Origin of the sequence: Micromonospora sp. NPDC048871, assembly GCF_043198155.1 — a bacterium.
In the GTDB taxonomy this organism is placed as follows: domain Bacteria; phylum Actinomycetota; class Actinomycetes; order Mycobacteriales; family Micromonosporaceae; genus Micromonospora.
In genome coordinates, this window is the sequence record NZ_JBICUM010000003.1 from 489,975 (window position 1) to 512,811 (window position 22,837).

Annotated in this window: 17 protein-coding genes; 4 read left to right on the plus strand and 13 right to left on the minus strand. The window is 70.6% G+C overall.

All coding sequences use genetic code 11. The features are described 5' to 3' along the window. Positions 1 to 3: 3 nt before the first annotated feature. Positions 4 to 645 carry a response regulator transcription factor gene (locus ACGFIK_RS11245; protein WP_327023628.1) on the minus strand — a complete coding sequence of 214 codons (642 nt, stop codon included), beginning with the start codon at positions 643 to 645 and terminating at the stop codon, positions 4 to 6. 206 nt (positions 646 to 851) lie between these two features. Between ACGFIK_RS11245 and ACGFIK_RS11250 the strand changes: the two genes are divergently transcribed. Next, entirely contained in the window at positions 852 to 2,036 is a 1,185-nt protein-coding gene (locus ACGFIK_RS11250) for a putative manganese transporter (RefSeq protein ID WP_327023629.1), read from the plus strand. Positions 2,037 to 2,060: 24 nt separating this feature from the next. Here the strand turns inward: ACGFIK_RS11250 and ACGFIK_RS11255 are convergent, their stop codons facing one another. The 3 genes from ACGFIK_RS11255 to ACGFIK_RS11265 are packed head-to-tail and all read right to left on the minus strand — an operon-like array spanning position 2,061 to position 4,465. After that, positions 2,061 to 2,663: a TetR family transcriptional regulator gene (locus ACGFIK_RS11255; protein ID WP_327023630.1), complete on the minus strand. Its 603-nt coding sequence runs from the start codon at positions 2,661 to 2,663 to the stop codon at positions 2,061 to 2,063. A 39-nt stretch (positions 2,664 to 2,702) separates the two neighbouring features. After that, complete coding sequence (locus tag ACGFIK_RS11260; protein ID WP_327023631.1) at positions 2,703 to 3,389, minus strand: ABC transporter ATP-binding protein; 687 nt, start codon at positions 3,387 to 3,389, stop codon at positions 2,703 to 2,705. Further along, on the minus strand, positions 3,386 to 4,465 hold the full coding sequence (locus tag ACGFIK_RS11265) for an ABC transporter permease (protein ID WP_327023632.1): 1,080 nt from the start codon (positions 4,463 to 4,465) through the stop codon (positions 3,386 to 3,388). The genes ACGFIK_RS11260 and ACGFIK_RS11265 overlap by 4 nt, the downstream gene beginning before the upstream one ends. Positions 4,466 to 5,154: 689 nt before the next feature. Between ACGFIK_RS11265 and ACGFIK_RS11270 the strand changes: the two genes are divergently transcribed. After that, the gene (locus tag ACGFIK_RS11270) at positions 5,155 to 6,693 is read left to right on the plus strand and encodes a non-reducing end alpha-L-arabinofuranosidase family hydrolase (RefSeq protein ID WP_393338955.1); all 1,539 of its coding nucleotides are present in this window, start codon (positions 5,155 to 5,157) and stop codon (positions 6,691 to 6,693) included. Positions 6,694 to 6,764: 71 nt separating this feature from the next. On the opposite strand, the gene ACGFIK_RS11275 is transcribed toward ACGFIK_RS11270, so the two are convergent. From ACGFIK_RS11275 to ACGFIK_RS11285, 3 genes are all read right to left on the minus strand, one after another. Continuing rightward, positions 6,765 to 7,634 carry a manganese catalase family protein gene (locus ACGFIK_RS11275; RefSeq protein WP_327023634.1) on the minus strand — a complete coding sequence of 290 codons (870 nt, stop codon included), beginning with the start codon at positions 7,632 to 7,634 and terminating at the stop codon, positions 6,765 to 6,767. A 96-nt stretch (positions 7,635 to 7,730) separates the two neighbouring features. Next, on the minus strand, positions 7,731 to 8,855 hold the full coding sequence (locus ACGFIK_RS11280; protein WP_327023635.1) for a glutamate--cysteine ligase: 1,125 nt from the start codon (positions 8,853 to 8,855) through the stop codon (positions 7,731 to 7,733). Next, a complete protein-coding gene (locus ACGFIK_RS11285; protein WP_393338958.1) occupies positions 8,842 to 10,626 on the minus strand; it encodes an N-acetylglutaminylglutamine amidotransferase in 1,785 nt (594 codons plus the stop codon). The genes ACGFIK_RS11280 and ACGFIK_RS11285 overlap by 14 nt, the downstream gene beginning before the upstream one ends. 361 nt (positions 10,627 to 10,987) lie before the next feature. On the opposite strand from ACGFIK_RS11285, the gene ACGFIK_RS11290 reads away from it, so the two are divergent. Beyond that, positions 10,988 to 11,935 (plus strand): response regulator transcription factor, encoded by a 948-nt coding sequence (locus ACGFIK_RS11290; protein WP_393338961.1) that lies wholly within the window; start codon positions 10,988 to 10,990, stop codon positions 11,933 to 11,935. A 158-nt stretch (positions 11,936 to 12,093) separates the two neighbouring features. Then, on the plus strand, positions 12,094 to 12,672 hold the full coding sequence (locus ACGFIK_RS11295; RefSeq protein ID WP_393338963.1) for a hypothetical protein: 579 nt from the start codon (positions 12,094 to 12,096) through the stop codon (positions 12,670 to 12,672). Between the two features lie 8 nt (positions 12,673 to 12,680). On the opposite strand, the gene ACGFIK_RS11300 is transcribed toward ACGFIK_RS11295, so the two are convergent. The 6 genes from ACGFIK_RS11300 to ACGFIK_RS11325 form a co-directional block, all read right to left on the minus strand. Then, entirely contained in the window at positions 12,681 to 13,724 is a 1,044-nt protein-coding gene (locus ACGFIK_RS11300; RefSeq protein WP_393338965.1) for a WxL protein peptidoglycan domain-containing protein, read from the minus strand. Between the two features lie 61 nt (positions 13,725 to 13,785). Continuing rightward, positions 13,786 to 14,418 carry a hypothetical protein gene (locus tag ACGFIK_RS11305; protein ID WP_393338967.1) on the minus strand — a complete coding sequence of 211 codons (633 nt, stop codon included), beginning with the start codon at positions 14,416 to 14,418 and terminating at the stop codon, positions 13,786 to 13,788. A 74-nt stretch (positions 14,419 to 14,492) separates the two neighbouring features. Further along, positions 14,493 to 18,665 (minus strand): ExeM/NucH family extracellular endonuclease, encoded by a 4,173-nt coding sequence (locus tag ACGFIK_RS11310; protein ID WP_393338970.1) that lies wholly within the window; start codon positions 18,663 to 18,665, stop codon positions 14,493 to 14,495. 180 nt (positions 18,666 to 18,845) lie between these two features. Continuing rightward, entirely contained in the window at positions 18,846 to 19,538 is a 693-nt protein-coding gene (locus ACGFIK_RS11315) for a hypothetical protein (protein ID WP_327023643.1), read from the minus strand. Next, the gene (gene eccE, locus ACGFIK_RS11320; protein ID WP_327023644.1) at positions 19,535 to 21,034 is read right to left on the minus strand and encodes a type VII secretion protein EccE; all 1,500 of its coding nucleotides are present in this window, start codon (positions 21,032 to 21,034) and stop codon (positions 19,535 to 19,537) included. Before eccE ends, ACGFIK_RS11315 begins: the two co-directional genes overlap by 4 nt. 31 nt (positions 21,035 to 21,065) lie before the next feature. Further along, positions 21,066 to 22,745, minus strand: a complete 1,680-nt coding sequence (locus tag ACGFIK_RS11325; protein WP_327023645.1) for a right-handed parallel beta-helix repeat-containing protein — start codon at positions 22,743 to 22,745, stop codon at positions 21,066 to 21,068. Between the last annotated feature and the right edge of the window lie 92 nt (positions 22,746 to 22,837).

Genomic DNA, 22,837 nt, shown 5'->3' on the forward strand with positions numbered 1-22,837 from the left:
TGTTCAGCTGTCGAGCAGTCCCGCGTGGCCCGCGAGCGCTGCCGCCTGGGCCCGGTTGGAGACCCGCAACTTGCGCAGCAGTGCGGCGGACATCCGTTTCACGGTGCGGTCGGAGACGTGCATCTGGTCGGCGATCTCCAGGGTGCTGCAACCGGCGGCGATGGACCGGAGCAGGGCGCGTTCCGCCTCGTCGAGGCCGACCGGCGGGAAGCGGGCGGGTCGGAGCAACGCGCTCAGCAGGTGGGTGGGCAGCACCGCCCACCCCTGGAGGACGGCCAGCAAGGGAGGCAGCAGGGTCTCCGGCTCGGCGCTCTTGGGCAGGTACGCCTCCGCGCCGGCCTCCAGCGCCTGGAGCGGGGAACTGACGTCGTCGGCGTCCGACATCGCCACCACCCGTACCTGGGGGGTGGTTCGCCGGATCGCCGCGATGGCCCGGATCCCTCCCGGGGCCGACAGGTGCAGGTCGACCAGGGCCAGGTCGGGTACGCACCGGCGGACCAGCGAGGCCGCCCCCGCGGCGTCCGCGGTGGAACCCACCACCTGTGCCCGTCCATCGGTGGCGGCGGGAAGTAGCAGTTCCAGGCCGCGCGCGAAGATCGGCTGGCCGTCGATGACCGCTACCCGGATGGGGGAACAGTGTGACATGTTCGCTCCTTCCCGGTTACCAGACCATCATGCGCATTCGCACCGAAGGTGAGGGGCCGTACCGACGGATCCCGATGGCACCGGGTGACCCGTGGGGGTCGTTGAATGGCCCATAAGGGTCAGCCTCCGGGGAAGTGCCCTGGCGTACCTGCTGGGGCCTGAAGCAGAGCATCGCCTGCGGGCCGTCCGTCGCCTGGAGGTGTCCCGTGACCGAGATCGTCCTGCGTCCGCTCGCTGACGCGTTCATGCAGGTGGGTGTCTACGTCGCCGTGATGGTGGCGCTCTTCGGCTGGCTGCGCTGGCGGTACGGGGACCGGGTCACCGACGGGTTGACCCGGCATCGCCGGCTGGGACCCCTGGTCGGGGCGCTGCTGGGGGTGAGTCCGGGCTGCGGCGGCGCGATCATCCTGATGCCGCTGTACGCCCGGGGCAAGGTCTCCTTCGGTACGGTGATCGCCGCCCTGGTCGCGACCATGGGGGATTCCTCGTGGGTGGTGATGGCCTGGAATCCGATGTTCGCCCTCAAGATTCACGCGCTGTTGTTCGCGGTCGGCCTGGTCACCGGGTACGTGGTGGACGCCCTCGGCATCGACCCGGCGCGAGGGATACGCCGCAGGCCTGACGCGGTGCCCACCCCGGTCGGTACTGCCGTGGTGCCCACCCCGGCGGGGTCGGCTCCGGCCCCCGCGCCGGTGGGGTCCTCCGCCGGGTCGGGGGGTGTCCTGGCCGCCGCCGCCGTACCCGACCTGGCCGGTTCGCGCCGGATGTTCGGCGGCCTGCTGCCGCAGGTACCGGCCTCCACGGCCTTCTGGGGGCTGACCGCGCCGGCCTTCGTGGTGTCCGTGCCGGTGCTGTTCCAGCTGGTCGATCCGGCGGTGCTGACCCGGGCCCTGGGCGGGGTCGACCCGTACCTGGCCCTGGGTGTGCTCGGCACCATGCTGGCGACCCTGATCTTCGCCGCCGGTCGGGGGCGGCTGGCGGACGACAGCCTGGAGACCGCTCATCCCCGGTCGATCGGCGCCACCCTGCGGCACAGTGCCCACGAGGCGTCCTTCATCACCGTCTGGGTGGCGGTGGCCTACCTGGCATGGCAGGTGGTCATCAGCACCACCGGGTTCGACGGTTCGCAGATCGCCCTGGGCGGGTTGCTGGGGGTGCTGGTAGGTGCCGGCATCGGCCTGATCCCGGGTTGCGCGGTGCAGATCGTCTTCACCGGCCTGTACGTCAGCGGCGGACTGCCGCTGCCGACCCTGGTGGCCAACGCGATCAGCCAGGACGGCGACGCCCTGATCCCGCTCGCCGCCCTGCGGCGGCACTCCGCGCTGATGGCCACCGTCATCACCACCATCCCGGCGGTGGCGGTCGGGTCGGCCCTGCTGCTCCTGCTCTGACCTCGGTGGCTTTGAGCCCGCAGGTCATACCTGTGGGCTCAGCCCCAGGTACGGGCCGAGCAGTCGACGTAGCCGGGCCAGGGTGTCGGCGGCGATCCCCACCGCCTCGGTCCAGGGGGTGGAGCCGACCTCCTGGCAGGCCCGCACGATGAGCGAGTCGATGAGCTTGGCCATGATGTCCGGCTCCGGCTCACCCAGGTCGGTGAGTGCCTGCCGCAGGGGCCCCTGGAGTTGGGCGTGGAACTGCTCGATCGGGCCCTGCAACAGGCGCGGCTCCACCACCCGGGTCAGTGCCCGGGCCACCGCCTGCTCGGGGCCGGCGAACAGTTCGACATTCGCCTCCACGTATGCCCACACCCGGGTGGCCGCGGTCGGCTCCGCCGACACCCGGGCCAGGACCTGACCGGCCCAGGCCGGGAACACGTCGGCCACGACGGCGGCGAGAAGCTCCTCCGCAGAGGCGAAGTACTGGTAGACGCTGGTACGGGCCAGCCCGGCGTGCCGCCCCACCGCCGCCATGGAGGGCGCCTGCCCGGTCTCCGCGAGCAGGGCGCGTGCAGCGTCCAGCAGGGCCCGCCGTTGCCGGGCGTGGTGCTCGGCGACGCTGGCCGCCTGGATCCGCGGCACGCGCTCCTCCTCGTCGGCAGTTGATCGGGGTGGTGAGGGTCAGACCGCAGCGGTGTGCTCGGCGGGCTGCAGCCTGCCGTCGATCATCTCAAGCACCCGGTCGCAGTGGTGCAGCACCTCGTGGTCGTGGGTGACCATGACGGTGGCCACCCCGTGCTCGTGCGCCTCCCGGGCCAGCAGGGCGACGACGTCCTGGCTGCGCTGACGGTCCAGCGCCGCGGTCGGCTCGTCCACCAGGAGCACCTGCGGGCGGGTGACGAGGGCCCGGGCGATGCCCACCCGCTGCCGCTCGCCGCCGGAGAGCTGGTGGGGTCGCCGGTCCGCCTTGTGGGACATGCCGACCTCGGCCAGCAGTTCCCGCGGATCGCGGGGGTTGGCCACCTTGCCGAAGGTCAGCGGCAGCCGTACCTGGTCGAGGCTGGTCAGGGAGGGGATCAGGTTGCCGCTCTGGAACACGAAGCCGATCCGCTCGCGACGGATCGCGGTGAGCCGGCGCGGGGACTGCGCGCTGAGGTCCAGGTCGTTGAGCCGGATCGTGCCCGAGGTGGGGCTGATCAGGGCTCCGCAGACCGCCAGCAGGCTGGACTTGCCCGCGCCGGAGGGGCCGACGATGGCGACCATCTCGCCCGCGGCGACATCCAGGTTGACCTTGTCGAGGGCGGTGACGGTGTCTTCGCCGTCGCCGTGGACCAGGGTGACGTCGGACAGGGACAGGACGGCGGTCATCGGTTGCCTCCGAGCGCGGTGAGCGGGTCGACGCGAGTGATGCGCAGGACGGCCACGGTGGCACCGACGACGCCCAGGACGAGCAGCAGCACGGTGGCCACGGCGATGGGAGCGGCCTCCAGCGCGAACGGCATGGGGGTGGCCGAGATGGCGGCTCCGGCTGCCACGCCGATGCCGACGCCTACCCCGGCGGAGAGGACCAGGAGCACCACCGACTGCATCAGGCTGTCCCGCAGGAGGTAGCGGGTGCTGGCACCGAGGGCCCGGATCACGGCGATCTCCTGTTTGCGTTGCACGGTGAGCACCGTGAAGAACGCGCCCACCACGAGGGCCGAGATGGCGTAGAGGAAGACCTGGATCAGCTGGAGGGTCGAGGTCTCGGCGGTGTAGCCCGGCGAGGCTCCGAAGGACTGCTCCAGGGTCATCGAGGTGGTGCCGGCGGCCTTGTCCCCGGCCGCCAGGTCGACGTCGGCGCCGTCATCGGCGCGGACCGCGACCGCGGTGATCTCGTTGTAGATGCGATCCGGGGTGGCGTCGCCTGCCCGGACGCCGGCCTTCACCTCCTGCCAGGACCGCAGCGGAAGGTAGCCGATGTCGACGTGACCGAAGGTGTGCTGGTCGGCCAGGATGCCCACCACCTTCAGGGGGGTGCTGGCGGGCTCCAGGGTGATGGTGTCGCCGACCGAGATGCCCAGTTCGGCGGCGGTGGCGCTGATCACCACTTCGCCTTCACCGGCCAGGCGCTGGCCCTCGGCCACTGCCGGGTCCAGGAAGGAACCGACCTCGACCCCGAAGAGGGCCAGGTCGACCTCGATCCCCTGGTTGGTCCGGCCGTTGGCCAGGGTGTTGCCCAGCGGTGCCGCCTCGGCCACGCCCTCCTGGGCCGCCCAGGTGTCCACGGCGCTGGTCTCCACGACGCTGCGGGAGAAGGCCGAGTCCTTGGCGACCTCGTGCTGGAAGGCCAGCGAGGTGACCGGGAGGCGTTTCAGGCCGGAGACTCCGTCGTTGACCAGCCCGACGGAGAGTCCGCTCAACAGCACGGTGAGGATCGCGATCAGGGCGACGACGACGCCCATCAGGGCAAATCGTCCACGGGCGAAGGTAAGTTCGCGTATGGCGAGGAACATGGGCTCACCGAATCCGATAGGTAGCCGACAGCATGTCGGCAAAGATACCGACACCCCTGTCGGGAACTATGGGTCAGACCCACCTTGTGCAGCAATTCACCGAAACTGGGGCTTGCCCCCGGTGCTCCTGTCTGCTGCTTCCGGGTCAGGGCTGGCGCGAGTGGAGGCTCTTTGGGCTCCGTCAACCAGCGAGGGCGGGTACGCGCCGGGGCTGGGCGGGTAGCGCCGGCGGACCAAGTGCTCCTTGGGCCCTCGTTCTCGCGGTCGCCGATGTTAGCGTCCTCATCCGTCTGAACGGACTGGTTCTTCCCTCGGTTGGATGGGCGGGGCCACTGTCACCGATGCGGTGACGATCAGCAGCGGCTGGGCGGCCGGCGTGGGTGCCAGGTGAATCGATGAAACTGGCAAGTTACGACTTGACGAACGGCATGTTATCGCCCACATTCGATGTTCAAGGGTGACGACGCCGAGGCTGGCCGGGCAAGTCTGTTGCGTCCGATCTTGGTTGCGGCGTGCGCCAGGGCATGCGGACGCCGGTGTTAGCGCTAACACCAGTCGGTTTGTCGATGGACTGTGTGCATAGCGGTGCACCCCTGCCGGGTGGGCCGTTCGGGTCCTGGTCATCTTGAAGGAGGAACATGTCTACCTTGGGTAGATCGTCATTGCTCGCGCCACCCCCGGGTCGGAGTCGACGGCGGCTGCTGCGCATGGCTGCGGCCGGCGTGGCGGCGCTGATGGGCGGTGTAGCCGCCGTGGCGGTGGTGTCGACCCCGGCCGCCGCGGCGACGGTCGACACGAACGCGTGGTACGTGCTGCTCAACCGCAACAGTGGCAAGGCCCTGGACGTCTACAACCTGGCCACCAACGACGGCGCGCGGATCACCCAGTGGACGCGCAACAACGGCAACCAGCAGCAGTGGCAGTTCGTCGACTCGGGTGGTGGCTACTACCGGCTGAAGTCGCGGCTGTCCGGCAAGGTGCTCGACATCTACAACTGGTCGACCGCCAACGGCGGCAGCATCGTGCAGTGGACCGACCACAACGGGACGAACCAGCAGTTCCGGTTGGCCGACTCCGACGGTGGCCACGTCCGACTGATCAGCCGGCACAGCAACAAGGTCGTGGAGGTGCAGGGCGCCTCGACCGCCGACGGCGGCAACATCGTGCAGTACGACGACTGGAACGGCGCCAACCAGCAGTGGCAGCTCGTCCGCGTCGACGGGGGCAACAACCCCGACCCCGGCCCCACCACCCCGCCGCCGACCGGCACCTGCAACCTGCCGTCGACGTACCGGTGGTCCTCGACCGGTGCCCTGGCGCAGCCGAGGGCGGGTTGGGTGTCGTTGAAGGACTTCACCCACGCGCCGTACAACGGTCAGCACCTGGTCTACGCCACCACCCACGACACCGGTACGACGTGGGGTTCGATGAACTTCGGGCTGTTCTCGAACTGGAACCAGATGGGTTCGGCCAGCCAGAACCAGATGCCCTTCGCGGCGGTCGCGCCCTCGTTGTTCTACTTCGCCCCGCGCAACATCTGGGTGCTCGCGTACCAGTGGGGTGGACCGGCCTTCTCGTACCGGACCTCGACCAACCCGACGAACGTGAACAGCTGGTCGTCGGCGCAGACCCTGTTCACGGGGTCGATCTCGAACTCGGGTACCGGGCCGATCGACCAGGCGTTGATCGGTGACGACCAGAACATGTACCTGTTCTTCGCCGGGGACAACGGCCGGATCTACCGGGCCAGCATGCCGATCGGGAACTTCCCGGGCAGCTTCGGATCGAACTACACCACGATCATGACCGACACCACGAACAACCTGTTCGAGGGTGTGCAGGTGTACAAGCTCCAGGGCCAGAACCGGTACCTGATGATCGTCGAGGCCATCGGGTCGCAGGGCCGCTACTTCCGGTCCTTCACCGCGACCAGCCTGGGTGGGACGTGGACCCCGCAGGCCGCCAGCGAGAGCAACCCGTTCGCCGGCAAGGCCAACAGCAACGCGACCTGGACCAACGACATCAGCCACGGTGAGTTGATCCGCTCCAACGCCGACCAGACCATGACGATCGACCCCTGCAACCTGCAACTGCTCTACCAGGGCCGGGCTCCGAACTCGGGCGGCGACTACGGCCTGCTGCCGTACCGTCCGGGCGTACTGACCCTGCAACGCTGACGGGTACCACACAACCCCGGGGATGACCTGGGGACGGGCGGGCTCGGCGCAGGCCGGGCCCGCCCGACACGTCAGGTGACCTTGCTCTTGACCTTGTTGACCACCCCCTGCACCAGCCCCGGGTCGGTGCCGTACAGGCGAGGGTCTCCCGGCGGCAGGACCGGCTCCGGGGCGTGCGCGCGGGGTGTCTTGTCGTACCGGAACTCTCCCTTGCCGTCCGGTGCCGGTCCGGCGGCCCAGCGGCCCTGGGCGGCATCCCCGTCGGGGGAGAAGTCGAGATAGGCGTAGCTGAACTCCTCGGTGAAATCCGGGGAGTCGGGGAAGGCGTCCGGCACCGGCATCCCTTCCAGCCCGTCCTCCTTGAGCTGCTCGATGGCCGCCATCCACATGTTCTGGTGCATGGTGTCCCGAGCCAGCAGGAACCGCAGCATCTGCTTGACCCCGGGGTCGTCGGTCATGTTGAACAGGCGGGAGACCTGAAGCCGACCCTGGGCCTCGGCGGTGACATTGAGCTGGAAGTCCGCCATGAGGTTGCCGCTGGCGGTGACGTAGTTGCCGCTCCACGGCATCCCGACACTGTCCACCGGCATCGCACCACCGCCGCCGTGGATGAAGTGCGCCGGGTTGGAGCCCCCGTAGATCGCCCCCACCATCGGGTTGCCCTCGGCGGCCTCCTGTAGGGACAGCGGCGCGTGTTCCAGCAGCCGGGTGATCATCGTGGCGATCATCTCGACATGGCCCATCTCCTCGGTGCCGACATCGAGGAGCAGGTCCTTGTACTTTCCGGGGAGTCGGCAGTTCCAGCCCTGGTAGAGGTATTGGTTGGCGACGGTCATCTCACCCCATTTGCCGCCCAGGACTTCCTGGAGCCGGCGGGCGAACGCGGCGTCGGGCCCGTCCGGCTTGGCCTCGAACTGAAGGTTCTTGGTGTGGCTGAACACGCGTCCTCCTCGTCGTCGAAACACTGTCGAGGTCACTTCCCGCTCCGGCGGCCCCGCTGGGCCAACCGGTGGCCCGCCGGGGCCAACCCGGAGGGGTCAACCCGCCACGGTCTGGGCGATCAGGTGTCGCAGCACGGCCTGGACGTCGCCGTCGGTGGCGGCCATCACCCGACGTTGCCGGGTGGCGCCGGTGCCCTCCCGGCGCAACCGTTCGGTCTGCCGGAGCACCAGGTCCAGATCGTCATGGCGGGTCAGTGCGGGGGTGACCGTGTCGAGCAGGTCGTCGACCAACTCCCAGGCGGGTCGGGCGCCGCCGTTGCACAGATCGACGAGCACCCCGTCGACTCCGTCGTGGGCGGCCCGCCAGTGCGCGGCCGCGACCAGGCAGTCCCGGATCCGCAGGGGCCGCACCCCCTCGCGTACCCGGTCGATCATCGTGGCGACGAGCGCCCGGACCAGGGCGGCGACCAGCACGGTGTCGTCCACGCAGGGGCAGACGTCGCCGACCCGGACCTCGACCGTGGGGTACGCGGCAGACGGGCGGGCGTACCAGTAGACCATCGCGGCATCGAGCATGATCCCGGCGGTGATCAACTCCTGCACGGTGGCGTCGTAGTCGGCGACCGACTCGAAATGCGGGGTGGGCCCGATACTCGGCCAGCGTTCCAGTTGCATGGACCGCCAACTGTTGTGACCGGTGTCCCGACCGTCGTACAGCGGGGAGTTGGCGGTCAGCGCCTGCACCACCGGCAGCCACGGCCGCAGGTGGTTGCACACCTGCACGGCCAGTTCCCGGTCCGGCACCCCGACGTGCACATGGCAGCCGCACACCGCGGGATCGTGGGCCACCGGCCCGAAACGGCGGGACATCGCGTGGTAGCGCTGCTCGTCCGGCACGGTCAGCTGGGCCTCGCCCACCGGGGTCGCGCCCACCGCCACCAGTCGTGCGCCGGCCGCCTCAGCGGCCTCGGCGGCGGACCGGCGCAGGGTGATCAGATGTTCGCGCAACTGCCCGAGGTCGGCGCAGACCGGGGTGACCATCTCCAACATGCTGTGCCGGAACTCCTGCCGGCTCTGGGCACGGGCGGTGCCGGACAGGGCGGCCAGCACCTGCTCGGCCACCGGCATGCTCTCCCCGGTGTCCGGATTCAGCAGCAGGAACTCCTCCTCCACCCCCAGGGTCAGCCGGGTCGGCTCGACCCCCCGGCTACCGGACGCCATGGGTCTGGAGCCAGAGTTCCAGCAGGCCGAGTTGCCACAGCTTGTTGCTGCCGGCCGCCGCCTGCGCCGCCTGTGGGTCGGCGAGCAGCCGGTCGACGTACTCGGGCCGGAACAGGGCACGCTCCCGCGCGGCCGGGGCCCGCAACGCCTCGACGACCAGTTCGCGGATCGGCCCGTCGACGTTGCGCAGCGCGGGCACCGGGAAGTAGCCCTTCGGCCGGTCGATCACCTCCGTCGGCAGGACCTGGCGGGCCACCTCCTTGAGCACCCCCTTGCCGCCCTGGGCGACCTTGTGCTCCGGCGGGCAGGCGGCGGCCAGGGCGACCAGGTCCTGGTCGAGGAAGGGAGTGCGTACCTCCAACCCCCAGGCCATGCTCATGCTGTCCACCCGTTTCACCGGATCGTCCGGCAGCATCAGATGGGTGTCCAGGCGCAGTACGGCGTCCAACGCGGTGTCCGCACCGGGCGCGGTCAGCTCCGCGTGGACCAGGTCGCCGCTGGCATCACCGGCCAAGGCGTACGCCGGGCCGACGACCTCGGCCAGTTCCGGGTGCCCGTGGTCGAAGAAGGCCTCGGCGAAGGCTGCCGCAGCCCGATCCCGGGGCATTTCGGCGAAGGGCTGGTGATAGCCGTACCCGGCGAACACCTCGTCCGCCCCCTGCCCGGACTGCGCCACCTTCACGTGCCGCGCGACCTGCTCGGAGAGCAGATGGAAGGCGACCACGTCGTGGCTGCCCATCGGCTCGGTCATCGCCTCGACCGTCCGGCGTACCGCCGGCACCAGGTCGTCGTCGGCCAGTTGCAGGCGTTGATGGTCGGTATCGAAGGCGCGGGCCACCAGGTCGGAGTAGTGGAACTCGTCGCCGGCCTCGCCACCGCGACTGTCGAAGCCGATGCTGAAGGTACGCAGGTGTTCCTGCCCCGCCTCGGCCAGCAGCGCCACGATGAGACTGGAGTCCAACCCGCCGGAGAGCAGCACCCCGACCGGCACGTCGGCGACCAGCCGCCGGGCCACGGCCGTACGCAGGGCATCGCCGATCGCCTCCTGCCAGTCCCGCGCCTCCCACCCGGTGTGGACGGGTCGGCGAAGGTAGTCGGGTCGCCAGTAGGCGTGTTCCCGGCTGCGTCCGTCGGCCTCGATGACCCGTACGGTCGCCGGGGGCAGCTTCCGCACCCCGCGCAGGATGGTCCGGGGGGCGGGCACGATCGAGTGCCAGGACAGGTAGTGGTGCAACGCCACCGGGTCGACCTCGGTGTCCACCTCCCCGGCGGCCAGCAGGGCCGGCAGGGTGGAGGCGAACCGCAGCCGGCCCGCCGTCTCGGCCAGGTAGAGGGGTTTGATGCCGAGCCGGTCCCGGGCCAGCACCAACCGACGCCGAGCCTGATCGACCAGGCCGACGGCGAACATGCCGACCAGGTGGTCGACGAAGTCCTCACCCCACTGGGCGTACGCCACCAGGATCACCTCGGTGTCGCTGGTGGAGCGGAAGGTGTGGCCCGCGGCCCGCAACTCCTCGCGTAGCTGGGGATAGTTGTAGATGCAGCCGTTGAAGACCAGGGCCAGGGCCAGATCCTCCCGCACCATCGGCTGACTGCCGGCCTCGGACAGGTCGATGATGGTCAACCGTCGATGCCCCAGGGCCACCCAGTCCTCGCTCCACCGGCCCGTACCGTCCGGCCCCCGGGACCGCATCGCCTCCGTCATCCGAGTCACCGCGGCGGCATCCGGGGTCGTACCGTCGAACCTGGCCTCCCCACTGATTCCGCACATCAGCGGCGCAGGGGGTGGGGACCGGTTGCGGGGGGCCGTGGACCGGCCGGACGCCGGTGCTCCGGTCGACGCCTTCGATGACCCGCACGGTGCGACGTCATGCCTCCCCCTCACCTCGAGGTCAGCGAACAGGCGCTCGCGGAACAACGGCTGATCCTGACCGTAAGCCGCCGGGAAGTGCGGTCGAGCGGAGATCGGCCAGGAGGAATGCCGGGAGCGCGACCATCCCGGCTGCCGGCCTCCTTGCGCAGGTCAACGGGGGTGAAGAGAGCGGTCTCCCCCGGACGGGGGAGCTGATCGAGCCCTGATTTCCCGCCTCTCGGGGAGGCGAATGTCGACCGGCGGCTGGCATGCTCGCGGCATGGCGAACCCGGATCTGACCTCTACCGATCTGGCCGCTCCGGACCTGCGCGGCGGGGTGGCCCGGGGGGCCGTACCGCTGGTGCTCGCCGGAGTGGTGGGGACGGTGCTGCTGGCCACCCCGTGGTGGGGGGTGGACGCCCTGTACGAGGGTGCCAGCACCTGGCTCATCGATCCGGCCCGGCTCGGGCTGGGCATCGCCAACCTGGCGGCGGTCGCGGCGGTCGCCTCCTCCCGGTACCGGCTGAAGGTGGCCTGCGCGCTGACGGCTGTCCCCTGGGTGCTGTCGCCGTTGCTCGGGGTGGTCGCCTGGGGCTGGTGGCTGGCTGTGCTGGCGGTGCTCGGGATCGCCGTCTACGAGGGGGCGCGCTGGCTCGCCCTGGCCCTGGCGGCGCTGGCGGTCACCCTCGCCGTGCTGTACTGCACCAGCGAGATGTACTGGCATGTCCCGCTGGTCGGGCCGGTCAACCTGCTCCCCGGTGAACCGGATCGGTGGATCGACCGGATCCGCCTGACCTACCTGGCGTTCTACCTGGGCGCAGTAGGCGCCGTAGTGCTGTTCGCCGCCGTACTGCGCCGACGTCGCACCGCCGGCGCCGGATCGACCGCCCCCTCATCTGCACCGGCCGAAACGACCACACCACCGGCGACCGGGGCGGAAGCGTCGGTGGCGGCGGGCGGGGCTGAAGGGGAGGTGTCGGGGCCGGTTGTCGAGGCCGGGTCGCCGGGGTTGACCGGGCCTTGGGCTGAGCGGATCGCGACCCTCACTCCGAGGGAGCGGGAGGTGTTGCTCGCTGTCGCCCGGGGCCGATCCAACGCCGAGGTGGCCGCCGATCTCGGCATCGGGGACGAGACCGTCAAGACCCATGTCTCCGAGGTGCTGCGCAAGCTCGGCTGCCGCGACCGGGTACAGGCGGTGATCGCCGTCTACGAATCCGGTCTGCGGTAGGCGGGAAAGACCCGCTGATCGACTCCGTTTCGCCGCAACGGCGGTATCCCGCCCCTGCGGACCCCGCCGTTACGACGAAACGGTGCGCCTACACCCGGTCGACCGGGCCGTGCGGCACCGGGCAGCGGAAAACACCGACGGTGGTCGATACTGCGGAGATGACGCGGCTGTTTCGGATGCTGACTCTCGTTGCGCTCGGGTCGACGCTGGTCGGCTGTGACCGCGCGCCGGCGGACACCCCCTCTGCCGCACCGACGGCACCCTCCCCGTCGGCATCCCCGGGCGACCTCGCGGTCCCACCGCTGCGACTGCCCAGCGTGGCCCCCGACGGCACCTGCCCGGTCGCCGAACCGCAGCGCTGGAGCAACCCGGACCAGGCCCGGCGGGTGCTGGGGCCGGGCCCGGTCTACCCGATCGCCGACTACTTCGTCGGGGAAGCCCTGCCGCTGCGCCCCAGCGACCGGCAGGTCGACGGCAGCTACACGGCGAAGGTGCGCTGGCTGGCCACCGGCTACACCGGCCCGGTGCTGGTACGCGCGGGGCGCATCGACGCACCGGGTGCCGCCTCGGCCGAGTTCTCCTACCTGGGCGAGCCTCGTCACGACGGCCACCATGCCGTGCTGACCAGGGCGGACACCGACCTGCCGGGCACCACCACGGTCGATGGGCCCGGCTGCTACGCGTATCAGGTCGACGGCACCTCGTTCAGCTACACCATCGTGTTCCGCGCCGGCTGAGGCGCGGCTCAGCCGACCGGGGTGGTCCGGCGGCCCTCGGCCCGGCCCTCTTCCCGGGCGGTGGCCAGCAGTTGGGCCAGCCGCCGCCGACGGCGCTGGGTGATGAACCGGTAGGCGAAAATCAGCAGGCCGAGCAGGAGCAGCAGCGCCAGTTGCGGCCAGGGGACGATCCAGGTGGTGACGGTAGCCGTACCGGGTCGGATCTCGGCGCCGGTCGGGTCGCCGCCCTGAACGGCGGGCGTGACCGAGACGGTGGTCTTCAGCCGGCCCAGCCCCCAGACCCCCTCGACCTGGGTGTCGACCACCTGCTGGCCGCCGGGCAGGGTCTCGGCCACCTCGGTCGAGCCCTTCTGCTCGACCAGGCCGAACAGCTCCCCGACGGTCACCGTGCCGGCGCCGGTCAGGGCCACATTGCCGTCGTTCGTCGCGGTGTAGCCGACCTTGACAGTGCCGGCGGAGAAGGGGTTCCAGGAGGGGGTGTAGGTGGCGGTGAGGTCGCTGAGCGCCACGCTGGCGGTGACCGTACCGCTGGCCCGCAGCATGACCCGGAAACCGACCCGGCTCTCCACGGCCACCGTGCCGCCGGTGCTGGTGACGGTCGCCGCGATGCCCGCCGGGTGGTCGCCGGGGGTGGCGTCCTCGGGCACGGTGATGGTGAACGGCACCACCTTCGTACCGCCGGCCTCGACGGTCACCTTGTCCTGCACGGTGATCCAGGTGCCACCGGCCACGGACTTCTCGTGGGAGGGCAGCATGTTGAAGCGACCCTTGTCGGTGAGATAACCGTCGGCGGCCTTGAGGGAGAAGACCACGGTCGAGTCGCTGAAGTTGCGGACCGCCAGGTGTTCGGTCACCACCTGACCGGGGTCGAGGGTCCGTTCGATGAAGCGGCGACCGTCCGGGCCGTTGCGGTCGGCCGGCTGGACGGCCCAGGTGACCGTGGGACTGGTCGGCTCCGCCATCGCGCCGGCCGACGAGATCGGCACGAGGGCCAGCACCACGGCCAGCACGGCGAGCAGCCGGGTCGGCACTCGCAGCGGAGTTCGGGTCATCACGGACTTCCTTTGCAGCAGGAGCGGGCGGGGGAGCCACACTGTGGCTCCCCCGAAAGAGTCACTCGAACAGGGACAGGGTCAGGGTCGAGGTGTACGAACCCGCGGCGACATCCGCCGGGGTACGCAGGAACAGATCCGCGTCGACGGTGTACTCACCACCGGCCACCGCACCGGAGTCGAAGGTCGAGACCAGCAGCTCCTGGTCCACCAGGCCCACGTTGTTGCCCGGCTGGGTCGGCTCGTCGACGACGGTGACGACCTCCTCGCCGGCGCTGACCAGACCGGTGTCCCCACCGTCGATCAGCCTCGGCTTCCAGCCCAGGTGCCCGGCGCTGATCGGGGCCTGGCCGGAGTTCCCGACGAAGTCGGTGGCGTTACCCAGCACCGCCCAGGCGGCCCCCTCGGGCACCTCGTCCGGGGTGCGGGTGTCCGTGACGGTCACCGTGGGCAGGGTGCCGGTGAACTGACGCACCAGCAGCGTCGACCCGTCCTCGGACAACGCCACCGAGTCACCGGCGATGGACATCGCCAGCACCCCCGGTTCCTCGACCTCCTCGATGTCCACGGTCACCCGTACATCCGTGCTGTCGACCGGCTCGGCCGAGGCCGGCGCGGCCAGCGCCACCGACCCGGCGAAGAAGGCGCTGGCCGCGACGGCGGCGAACAGTCGCCGGTGGTTGCTTCTGTGCATTCGATGCTCCGTTGTGCCTGTCGTATAGGGGAACGGGTGGCGGCGTCCCCGAACGCCGCCACCCGGGATGGAAACTAGCCGCAGGTGATCGCGGCGTACGCCGAGGAGACCTGCGAGGTAACCGGTTGGCCGTTGACCGTACCGGTGATCTTCACCGTCGAGACACCGGCCGACACGGTCTTCGCCCGGCTGTTGAAGGCCTGGTACGCCGTCTTGCCCGGGGCGACCTCGGCGACTACCCGCGAGCCGTACGAGGTGACCAGCTCGATGCTCAGCGCCACCTGATCGGCGTTACGGGCGCTGACCGAGACGTACGCGGTGCTGCCGATGCACTGGGTGCGGGCCTGCACCTCGACCTCCCACGCCGGGGTGCCCTGCCCCACGCTGGAGCGGGGGGTGGTGTCGGCGGTGACCGGCGAGTTCGCGGCGAGGTAGTTCACCAGCATGGTGAGGTCGTTGTCGCCGGTGGTCGCCCGGTCGGTGCCCCCACCCAGAGCGGTGAAGTTGTCCCCACCGGCGGCGAGGAAGGAGTTCACCGTCACCCGGTAGGTGGCCGTCGGGTCGATCGGTACGCCGTTGAGCTGCATCGAGGTGATCCGCGAACCCCGTTCGGCCTGCGGATCGTAGGTGTAGCTGAAGCCCTTCGACACACCCAGCCACAGCACCGGCCGGGATGCTCCGGTCGGCTGCCACTGCTGCTCCAACGTCTGCTTGATCTCCGCACCCGTGTAGGACTTGGTGACCACGTCGTTGGAGAACGGCTGGACGGAAAAGGCGTCGGCGTAGGTCACCGTGCCGTCGGTGCGGTACAGCAGGTCGGCCCGCAGACCGCCCGGGTTCATGAAGGCGATCTGAGCCCCACCCCGACCGGGGGCGGAGGTGCCGGCCAACTGCACGTCGGCGATGAAGTTGCCCAGCGCCGACTCCTTGCCCCGGTCCTCGTTGCCGTCGGTGTAGGCCCGGCGGATGTCGGCGGTGATCTCGCCCAGCTGCCGCTGGCCCAGCTCCTGCGCCCGCACCTTGGCGGCGGCCACGATGTCGGCCACCGTCGGGTCCTGCGGCGCACCGACCACGTCCACCAGCGAGGCGTCGGCGGCGGTGACGGAGTTCGACTCCGGGTCGAAGGTCAGGGTGACCTTGCCCAGCCGCTTGCCGTAGTCCTCGGCCTGCACCACCGGACGCAACTTGTCGGTGCCCGGCACCGGGACCTCGAAGGCGTACGGCTGGTGGGTGTGACCGCTGAAGATGGCGTCGATGGTGGCGTCGACCCGGGTGAACCTGCCGAAGACCGGGTCGTTGGCCAGCGCCTCGGCGGAGTCGATGTTCTCCGTGGCGGCACCCTCGTGGGCCAGCAGCACCACCACGTCGGCCTCACCGTTGGCGGGGTTGCCGTCCTTGAGCTGACCGGCGACGAGGTTGGCCTCGGCGACCGGGTCGCGGAAGGTGATGCCGACGATGCCGTCCGGGCTGACCAGCGAGCCGGTCTGCTCGGTGACCACACCGACGAAGCCGACCCGGACCCCACCGATGCTGCTGACGGAGTACGCCGGCAGCGCCCGGGTGTCGTCCCGGTACACGTTGGCACCCAGCAGCGGGAAGTCCGCCCGCTCGGTGACCCGACCGGTCAGGTCGGTCATGCCCTTGTCGAACTCGTGGTTACCGACCGCCGAGGCGGTCAGACCGGCCGCGTTCAACGCGTCGATGGTCGGGTTGTCGTCGTCGATCGCCGAGATGAAGGTGGAGGCGCCGATGTTGTCGCCCGCCGACACGAAGGCGGTGTTCGGGTTCTGCGCCCGCAACTGGTTCACCAGACCGGCGAGTTGAGCCGCCCCACCGGCCGGCTGACCGCCCACGGTGGCCGGGGACTCCAGCCGGCCATGGAAGTCGTTGATGCTCAGCAGTTGCAGGTCGACCGGGTTGGCCCCGGTGTTGATCCCGACGACCAGCGGGTTGTGGTCGCTGGCCCGGAAGGGGTCCGGTGCGTAGAAGGCGGCCAGCCCGTCGTACTGGAAGGCGTACGACTCGACAGCGTTGATCTGCCACACGTCCACCCCGGTGACCCGGTCGGCCAGCGACGGCGAGGCCAGCGCGTGGTCCAGGGAGCCGGACTCACCGTTGAAGACATAGCTGGTCTTCCCGGTGTTGTTCAGGTTGCGGTAGTCCCGGCCGTAGAGGACCTGCATCGGGTCCTCCTGGGTGTACGCGTTGAAGTCACCCAGCAGCAGTACGTTGTCGGTGCCGCTGTCGGTCTTGACCTGGTCCACGAAGGTGGCCAGCGCGGTGGCCTGGCGGACCCGGTCACCGTTCCAGCCGCCCTGACCGTCACCGGTGTCGGCGTTGTCGCCGGCCCCGGCACCACTCTTGGACTTGAAGTGGTTGGCCACCACCACGAAGTCCAGCGGACCGGCCGTGAAGGTCTGCGCGATCGGCTCGCGGGCGTTGAACCAGACACTCTCGTCGTTCACCGACCGCGAGGCCCCCTTGGGCTGCGCCTTGGCCGGCTTGAAGATGATCGCCGTGGTGATGAAGTCCTGCTGGGCGGCGCCCGGCAGTTCCGCCGGAGTGCGAACGTAGTCCCAGGTGCCCGCACCGTCCGCGGTGTTCAGGGCGGCGACCAGGCGCTTGAGGGCGCGCTGGGGGTCCGAGGCGCTGAACCGGACCGAGTTCTCGATCTCCTCCAGGGCGACCACGTCGGCGTCCAGGGCGCTGATCGCCGAGACGATCTTCGCTTCCTGCTTGACCAGGGCGGCCTCGTTGGCTGCGCCTCGGGCGTCCCCACCGAAGTGCACGAAGTAGTTCAACACGTTGAAGCTGGCCACCCGCAGGTCGCCACCGACGTTGACCGGGGCGGTCGTACGCGGGTTGGTGACCTTGAAGGTGGTCCGGTCGGCCGGGCGGGTGTCCGCGTCGACCGGGCGGGTGGGCTGCAGACGCCACTCGTTGAAGGCGTACGACAGCACCGAGGGCCCGAAGGCCTCGACCGAGTCGCCGACCCGCAGCGGGCTGTCCATGGACACGTACGGCGGCAGCAGACCGGCGGTGGACAGGTTGGTGGTCCGGCCGTCGTCCAGCAGGACCCGGCGGGCCTTGTTGTCCGCGGCGATCTGTTGGGCCTGCGCCGAGCCGGGGCGGGCCACATCGGTCGGGGTCAGCGCCGGCTTGTCACCGGCCGCGAGGGCCACCTCGCCGTAGCGGTTGGTGTTGTAGACCTCGGAGACGGCGTACGCGCCGACCGGGGCGACCAGCATCGACTCGACCGACTCGCGGGCGTCGTCGGTCAGCGGAAGCTCCACCGGGACCGGCGCGGGCAGCGGAGCACCCTGCTCGCACACCTGCACGTCGCCACGGGCCGCGATGGTGAGCTGGGTGAGCCCGTTGAACTCGCTGGCCGTACCCCGGACCCGGACCCGGTCGCCGATGGTGACCGTCGGGTGGTTGGCGGTGTTGGTGGTCAGGTAGACGAAGATGCCATCCGAGGCGGTGCCGGCGGCGACCGGACGCTCCCCACCGCTGCCGGCCGTCTGCACGTACACCCCGTTGTAGCCACCGGTGCGGTGGTCGGCGGTGACGACACCCTCGACGGTGACCCGGGTACCGGCCACCGGAGTGGTCGCGCCGGCCCCCTGAACCTGGGCGATGGTGTGGTCGACCGCGATGTCACAGCCGGTCGGCGGGTCTTCCGGACCCGGGCCGCTGGCGGTGTTGCGGACGCCGAAGCTGTTGGGCGCCGGTGCCTTCCAGACTCCGTCGATCTTCTGGAGGGAGTGTCCGACCGGGGTGCTGCTGGACTGCTTGACCCCGATGTCACTGCCGGCCATGCCGTTGGCCGGTCCGCCGACCGCCGTGAAGGTGCCGCCGTAGGTGATGAACTCGGTTACCGAGTTGCTCGGCGAGACCAGCGCGACACCGTCGGGGTCACCGTTCTGGATGCCGTTGACCGGGTACCCGGCGACGACCACACCGGACTCCGGCACCGTCCCGGTCAGTGTCCGGGTGTGGTACGCCGTACCGTTTCCGCCGTTGTAGAGGACGATCTGCCAGCCGGTCAGGTCGAAGCCGGCCGGCGCCTCGATCTCGATCGCCTCGTCGATATCGGTGCCGGCGTTGTCGTAGTGGATCTCGCTGAGGAACGGTGTGGCTGAGGCGGGCGCGGCGAAAGCGGTGGTACCGCTGCCCAGTAAGAGCGCAGTGGCGGTGACCAGTACGCCCGGAATCGTGAGTTGCCGCCTGCTTTTTCGTAGCTGCATCTGCTGGGCCTCCGCAGGGCCTCCGAGGGTGTTAGACCGGTGGAGGATAAGCGGCGCAGATGGCCGTGCGGGAGCCACCAGATGTACCTAATCCGGAAACATGATGGCGGTCGAGGCGGCACTGGCCTGCGTGATCGCTCTCGATGAGCGGAATGTGGACGACCGATCCCGCCCGGTGGCTCAGCTGCCCCGGGCTACCGGCCCGATCAGTTGCCGCTCCGTGCCGGTCATGCTGAGCATCACCCACTGCACCTTGCCCTTGGTGATCAGACCGACCATCTCCGGGTGGAGCTGGGTGAACCAGCTCTGCACGCTGACCAGGCCCAGGGCGTTCGCCGCCGTGGCGGCCTCCGGGGCGGTGAGCCGCTGGAGCACGACGATGTCGCTGCGGACCAGCACCTCGACATCCCAGCCGGCCAGGTCGTCGCGGACCACCAGGGTCGCCCGCCAGGGTGCGCTCAGGTTGGTGTCCGGCCCGGTCACCGGACCGGTATCGATCACGACGAGCTGGGGTTGGGTCGGGGTCGCCGGCAGGGGTGGGGGCACCCCCGGCGGCAGGAAGGAGGCGATCTCCCGGCCGATGACGCAGCGGCGCAGGAAGGCGTCCCACTCCTGTTCCCTGGCGGTCTGGATGAACAGCCGGGCACCCAGGGCCAGGGCGCGGAAGCTGAGCAGTTCCGCGACGCGTACCCCGCCGGTCAGCATCAACCGGGTCGGCTCGGCCCGGAACAGCCGGAGGCCGACCGGTTCCTGCTGGCGATTACGGCCCACCACCAGCCCGCCGCCCCCGGCGACCAGGCTGAGCCCGGCCACGGTGGGCCCGTCGGCTAGGTGCAGGCCGATCCGGCTGCCCGGGAAAGCGACAGTGTTCACCGCAGGAAGCCTCCGAACGGCAGGGTGGCGGTGACGCCATGGGCGTGTTCGCCGTCGAGTCGTTGCAGGCGACCACCCTGACCCCGGATCGCCTCGTGCAGGGCGGTGTCGGCGGCGGTCAGGGCGGTGACGTCCGTACCGATCAATCGGAAGGCCACCTCGACCACGGCGTTGTCGGCACCCTGGCGACCGGTCTCCCGGGCCACCGCGATCGACACCACGGCAGCCGCCGCCGGCAGCCCACGCAGCAGCGGATCCACCTCCCAGTGCCGGTCCGGCCAGTCCACCAGTCGGTGGCAACTCTGCGGGGTGCCCTCCGCCGACCAGCTGCGCCAACTCTCCCGGGCCAGCGGACGGTCCCCCGCCACCGGCTCACCGGTGAGATGGGTCAGGTTGGCGACGGCCGCCAGCACCTCGTCGCGGTTGAGCAGGCGGGCGGTCACCCGGTCCTGCCGAAGCTGGCGTCGGGTCCGGCGGATCGCCGCGGTCAGCGCCGGACGCAGGTCACGGTCGGCGTGAAAATCCGGGGTACGCGGAGCCTGGAGCACCACCCACGCTTGCCGACTGGCCGGCACCGCCCCCTCGGTCAGCTCCCGGTAGGCCCGTTCCACCGCCGCCGCGCGGACCCGAGGGGCCGGGGTGACCTGGATCAGCACCTGCACCGTCACCGGTGGGGCCTGGGGATCGGACGCCGGAAGCAGAGCCATCGGCGACGGCAGGGCCTGCGGACTGCCCACGAGCAGGGCACCCTCGGTCGGATCCACCTCCAGTACGGCACTGAGCCCACCCCGGTGGGTCAGCAGCACCGCGGGCTGGTCGTCGATCTCGACCCGCTCCAGCTCCACGCTGTCCTCAAGATGGGTCAGCAACTGCCATCGGGGGTCCGGCCCGGTGGCGGCCAACTGTCGGCGTCGGCCCCGATAACTCCACCCGACCGCCAACCACTGGTAGAGCCACCGGCCCCGGTGGCGCAGCAGGGTCGGGGAGAGCAGCAGCAACACTGCGGCGGTCACCCCGACGGCCAGGGGGACGCCCTGGCTGGCCGCGGCCAGCACGGCGGCCGCGCCGGCCTGCCAGGCCACCAACTGGGCCACATGGATGCCGGCGATGCGCAAGGGTCGCCGGTACGGGCGTACCACCGGGGTGGCGACTGCGGCGGCCTGGGCGCTGCCGACCGCCTCGGCCAGCGGCGCAGCGCCGGCCGTGGGCCGGGCGGCGGATGCGGCCGGTGCCGCCGCGGTCGCCTGCGCCGCAGCCTGCGCTGTCGCCGTGGCCTGGGCGGCGACGGCGGCCCGGCTGCTGTGCACCGTGCCGACCGGGGCCCGCCCCTGCCCCCGCTGGGGGGCCCAGGCCTGTCCCGCTGCGGTCCCACCGATCGTGGGGGCGGGTGGAACGTCCTGCTGCCCCGGGGCCGCCCGCTGTGGTGGCGGTGCTCCGACGCCCGGGTGCTGCTGCCAGCCCGGTTCGCCCGGCCGTGCCGCGCCCGGATGTGTCACCGCGCGCCCCTCCCTGACCGGCCCGGCATGATCAACGCCCGATCGCGGCGCGCACGTCGGCAACGGTCACCGTACGCAGTTCATCGAGACTGGGGCGCTGGCCGGACTGCCGCAGCCGCTGCGCCTGCGCCTTGCGGACACCTTCGAACAGTTTGCGGGCCTCCCGCGCGTTGCCGAAGTTCTGATCCCGCTCGATCGTGCCGAAGTGCTCCCGCAGCAGGTCGGAGACCCCCTCGGCGAGCAGGTACTCGTCCCCGCCGGCCATCCGTTCCACGATGACGACCAGCTGCTCCGGGGCGTAGTTGCCGAACTCGATGGTCTTGGCGAAGCGGGAGGCCAGACCGGGGTTGGCGTCCAGGAACTGGAGCATCTCCCCGGTGTAACCGGCGGCGATCACCGCTATCTCGTCGCGGTGATCCTCCATCAGCTTGACCAGGGTGTCGATGGCCTCCTGCCCGAAGTCACCCCCGCTGCCGGAGGACCGGGACAGGGTGTACGCCTCGTCGATGAACAGCACACCCCCGCGCGCCATCTCGAAGGCGGCGGCGGTCTTCTCGGCGGTGTGGCCGATGTACTGACCGACCAGATCACGGCGGGAGACCTCACGGAAGGCGCCACCGGGCAGGGCGCCCAGCCCGGCTAGCAGGTCACCGTAGATGCGGGCCACAGTGGTCTTACCGGTACCGGGGGCGCCCGCGAAGATGAGGTGATGGCTGACCGCACCGACCGGCAGCCCGGCGCTGCGTCGCCACTCGTTGACCTGGATCTCGTCGATGAGGGCCCGGACCTCCTCCTTCACCGACTCCAGGCCGACCATCTGCTCCAACTCGGCCAGCAGCTTGTCCACTCGGGCGGTGTCCTGGGGGGCGGCCACCCGGGCGGCGTCCGCGCCGTAGGCCGCCTTCCGGTTCGCCGTACCCTCCACGATGGTCGGGGTCGCCCCCTCGGCGATCTCGATCGCGGGCTGGGCGTTGTTCTCGGTGCTGCACTCCTCGACCGTGCCGTGGCAGCCCCGGGCGAAGGAGATCGCCGGGCCTCGGGTGTCCCTGATCCGGCAGCGCCGCAGCACGGGGGCGCTCTGGTGCACCACCGCCACCCCGGCATGACCGGTCTGGGAGATGTCGCAGGCCTCGATGGTCGGACGGCCGTACTGGTAGACGTAGATGCCCCGGTTGCCGCAGCGGGTCACCGTGCTGGTGCTGATCGTCGGGGCCGCCCCGATGCGCACGATGATGCCGTCCTCGCTGAGGTCGGTGAACTCGCACCCCTCCACGGTGCCGTCGGAGTCCTCGACGACCAGGCCGTACCGTCCGCCGGTGACCCGGCAACGGGTCAGGGTGAACTCCGAGCGGCCACCCAACTGGATCGCCGCGCCGAAGCCGGCGCTCAGCTCACAGCCGGTCATGGTCAGGTTGGCCCGGTCGCCCACCACCCCGGGTGCGTCACCGGCCTTGAGGACGAGGTCGCGCAGCTCCAACCGACCGGAGTTGCAGGACACCGTCGGGTAGGTGCCGGAGGAGGCGTCGATGGTGACCGTTCCCGCGCCCTGGGCGGCGACGACGGTGACCGCCCGGTCGTTGACGAACAGCGCCTCGTAGTAGGTGCCGGGGCTGACCGAGACGACCGTGTCGTCACTGGCCACCGCCAGAGCCTCCCCGATGGACGGGTAGGCGCCGGGCTGATCCGGGGAGACGAGAAGGGTGCGCGTCATGACTCCGGCTTCGTACGACGGTGAGGGGCTTGGCCGACGATATCCCAGGCGGGCTATGTCTCGGAGTCCCGTACCGGGTCACCGGGTGACGG

What these genes read in the sequence shown, in the direction of transcription:
- ACGFIK_RS11245 (WP_327023628.1), bottom strand. Translation starts at nt 645, where the DNA reads ATGTCACACTGTTCCCCCATCCGGGTAGCGGTCATCGACGGCCAGCCG.
- ACGFIK_RS11260 (WP_327023631.1), bottom strand. Translation starts at nt 3,389, where the DNA reads ATGACCGCCGTCCTGTCCCTGTCCGACGTCACCCTGGTCCACGGCGAC.
- ACGFIK_RS11265 (WP_327023632.1), bottom strand. Translation starts at nt 4,465, where the DNA reads ATGGGCGTCGTCGTCGCCCTGATCGCGATCCTCACCGTGCTGTTGAGC.
- ACGFIK_RS11270 (WP_393338955.1), top strand. Translation starts at nt 5,155, where the DNA reads ATGTCTACCTTGGGTAGATCGTCATTGCTCGCGCCACCCCCGGGTCGG.
- ACGFIK_RS11280 (WP_327023635.1), bottom strand. Translation starts at nt 8,855, where the DNA reads ATGGCGTCCGGTAGCCGGGGGGTCGAGCCGACCCGGCTGACCCTGGGG.
- ACGFIK_RS11285 (WP_393338958.1), bottom strand. Translation starts at nt 10,626, where the DNA reads ATGTGCGGAATCAGTGGGGAGGCCAGGTTCGACGGTACGACCCCGGAT.
- ACGFIK_RS11290 (WP_393338961.1), top strand. Translation starts at nt 10,988, where the DNA reads ATGGCGAACCCGGATCTGACCTCTACCGATCTGGCCGCTCCGGACCTG.
- ACGFIK_RS11295 (WP_393338963.1), top strand. Translation starts at nt 12,094, where the DNA reads ATGACGCGGCTGTTTCGGATGCTGACTCTCGTTGCGCTCGGGTCGACG.
- ACGFIK_RS11300 (WP_393338965.1), bottom strand. Translation starts at nt 13,724, where the DNA reads ATGACCCGAACTCCGCTGCGAGTGCCGACCCGGCTGCTCGCCGTGCTG.
- ACGFIK_RS11305 (WP_393338967.1), bottom strand. Translation starts at nt 14,418, where the DNA reads ATGCACAGAAGCAACCACCGGCGACTGTTCGCCGCCGTCGCGGCCAGC.
- ACGFIK_RS11310 (WP_393338970.1), bottom strand. Translation starts at nt 18,665, where the DNA reads ATGCAGCTACGAAAAAGCAGGCGGCAACTCACGATTCCGGGCGTACTG.
- ACGFIK_RS11325 (WP_327023645.1), bottom strand. Translation starts at nt 22,745, where the DNA reads ATGACGCGCACCCTTCTCGTCTCCCCGGATCAGCCCGGCGCCTACCCG.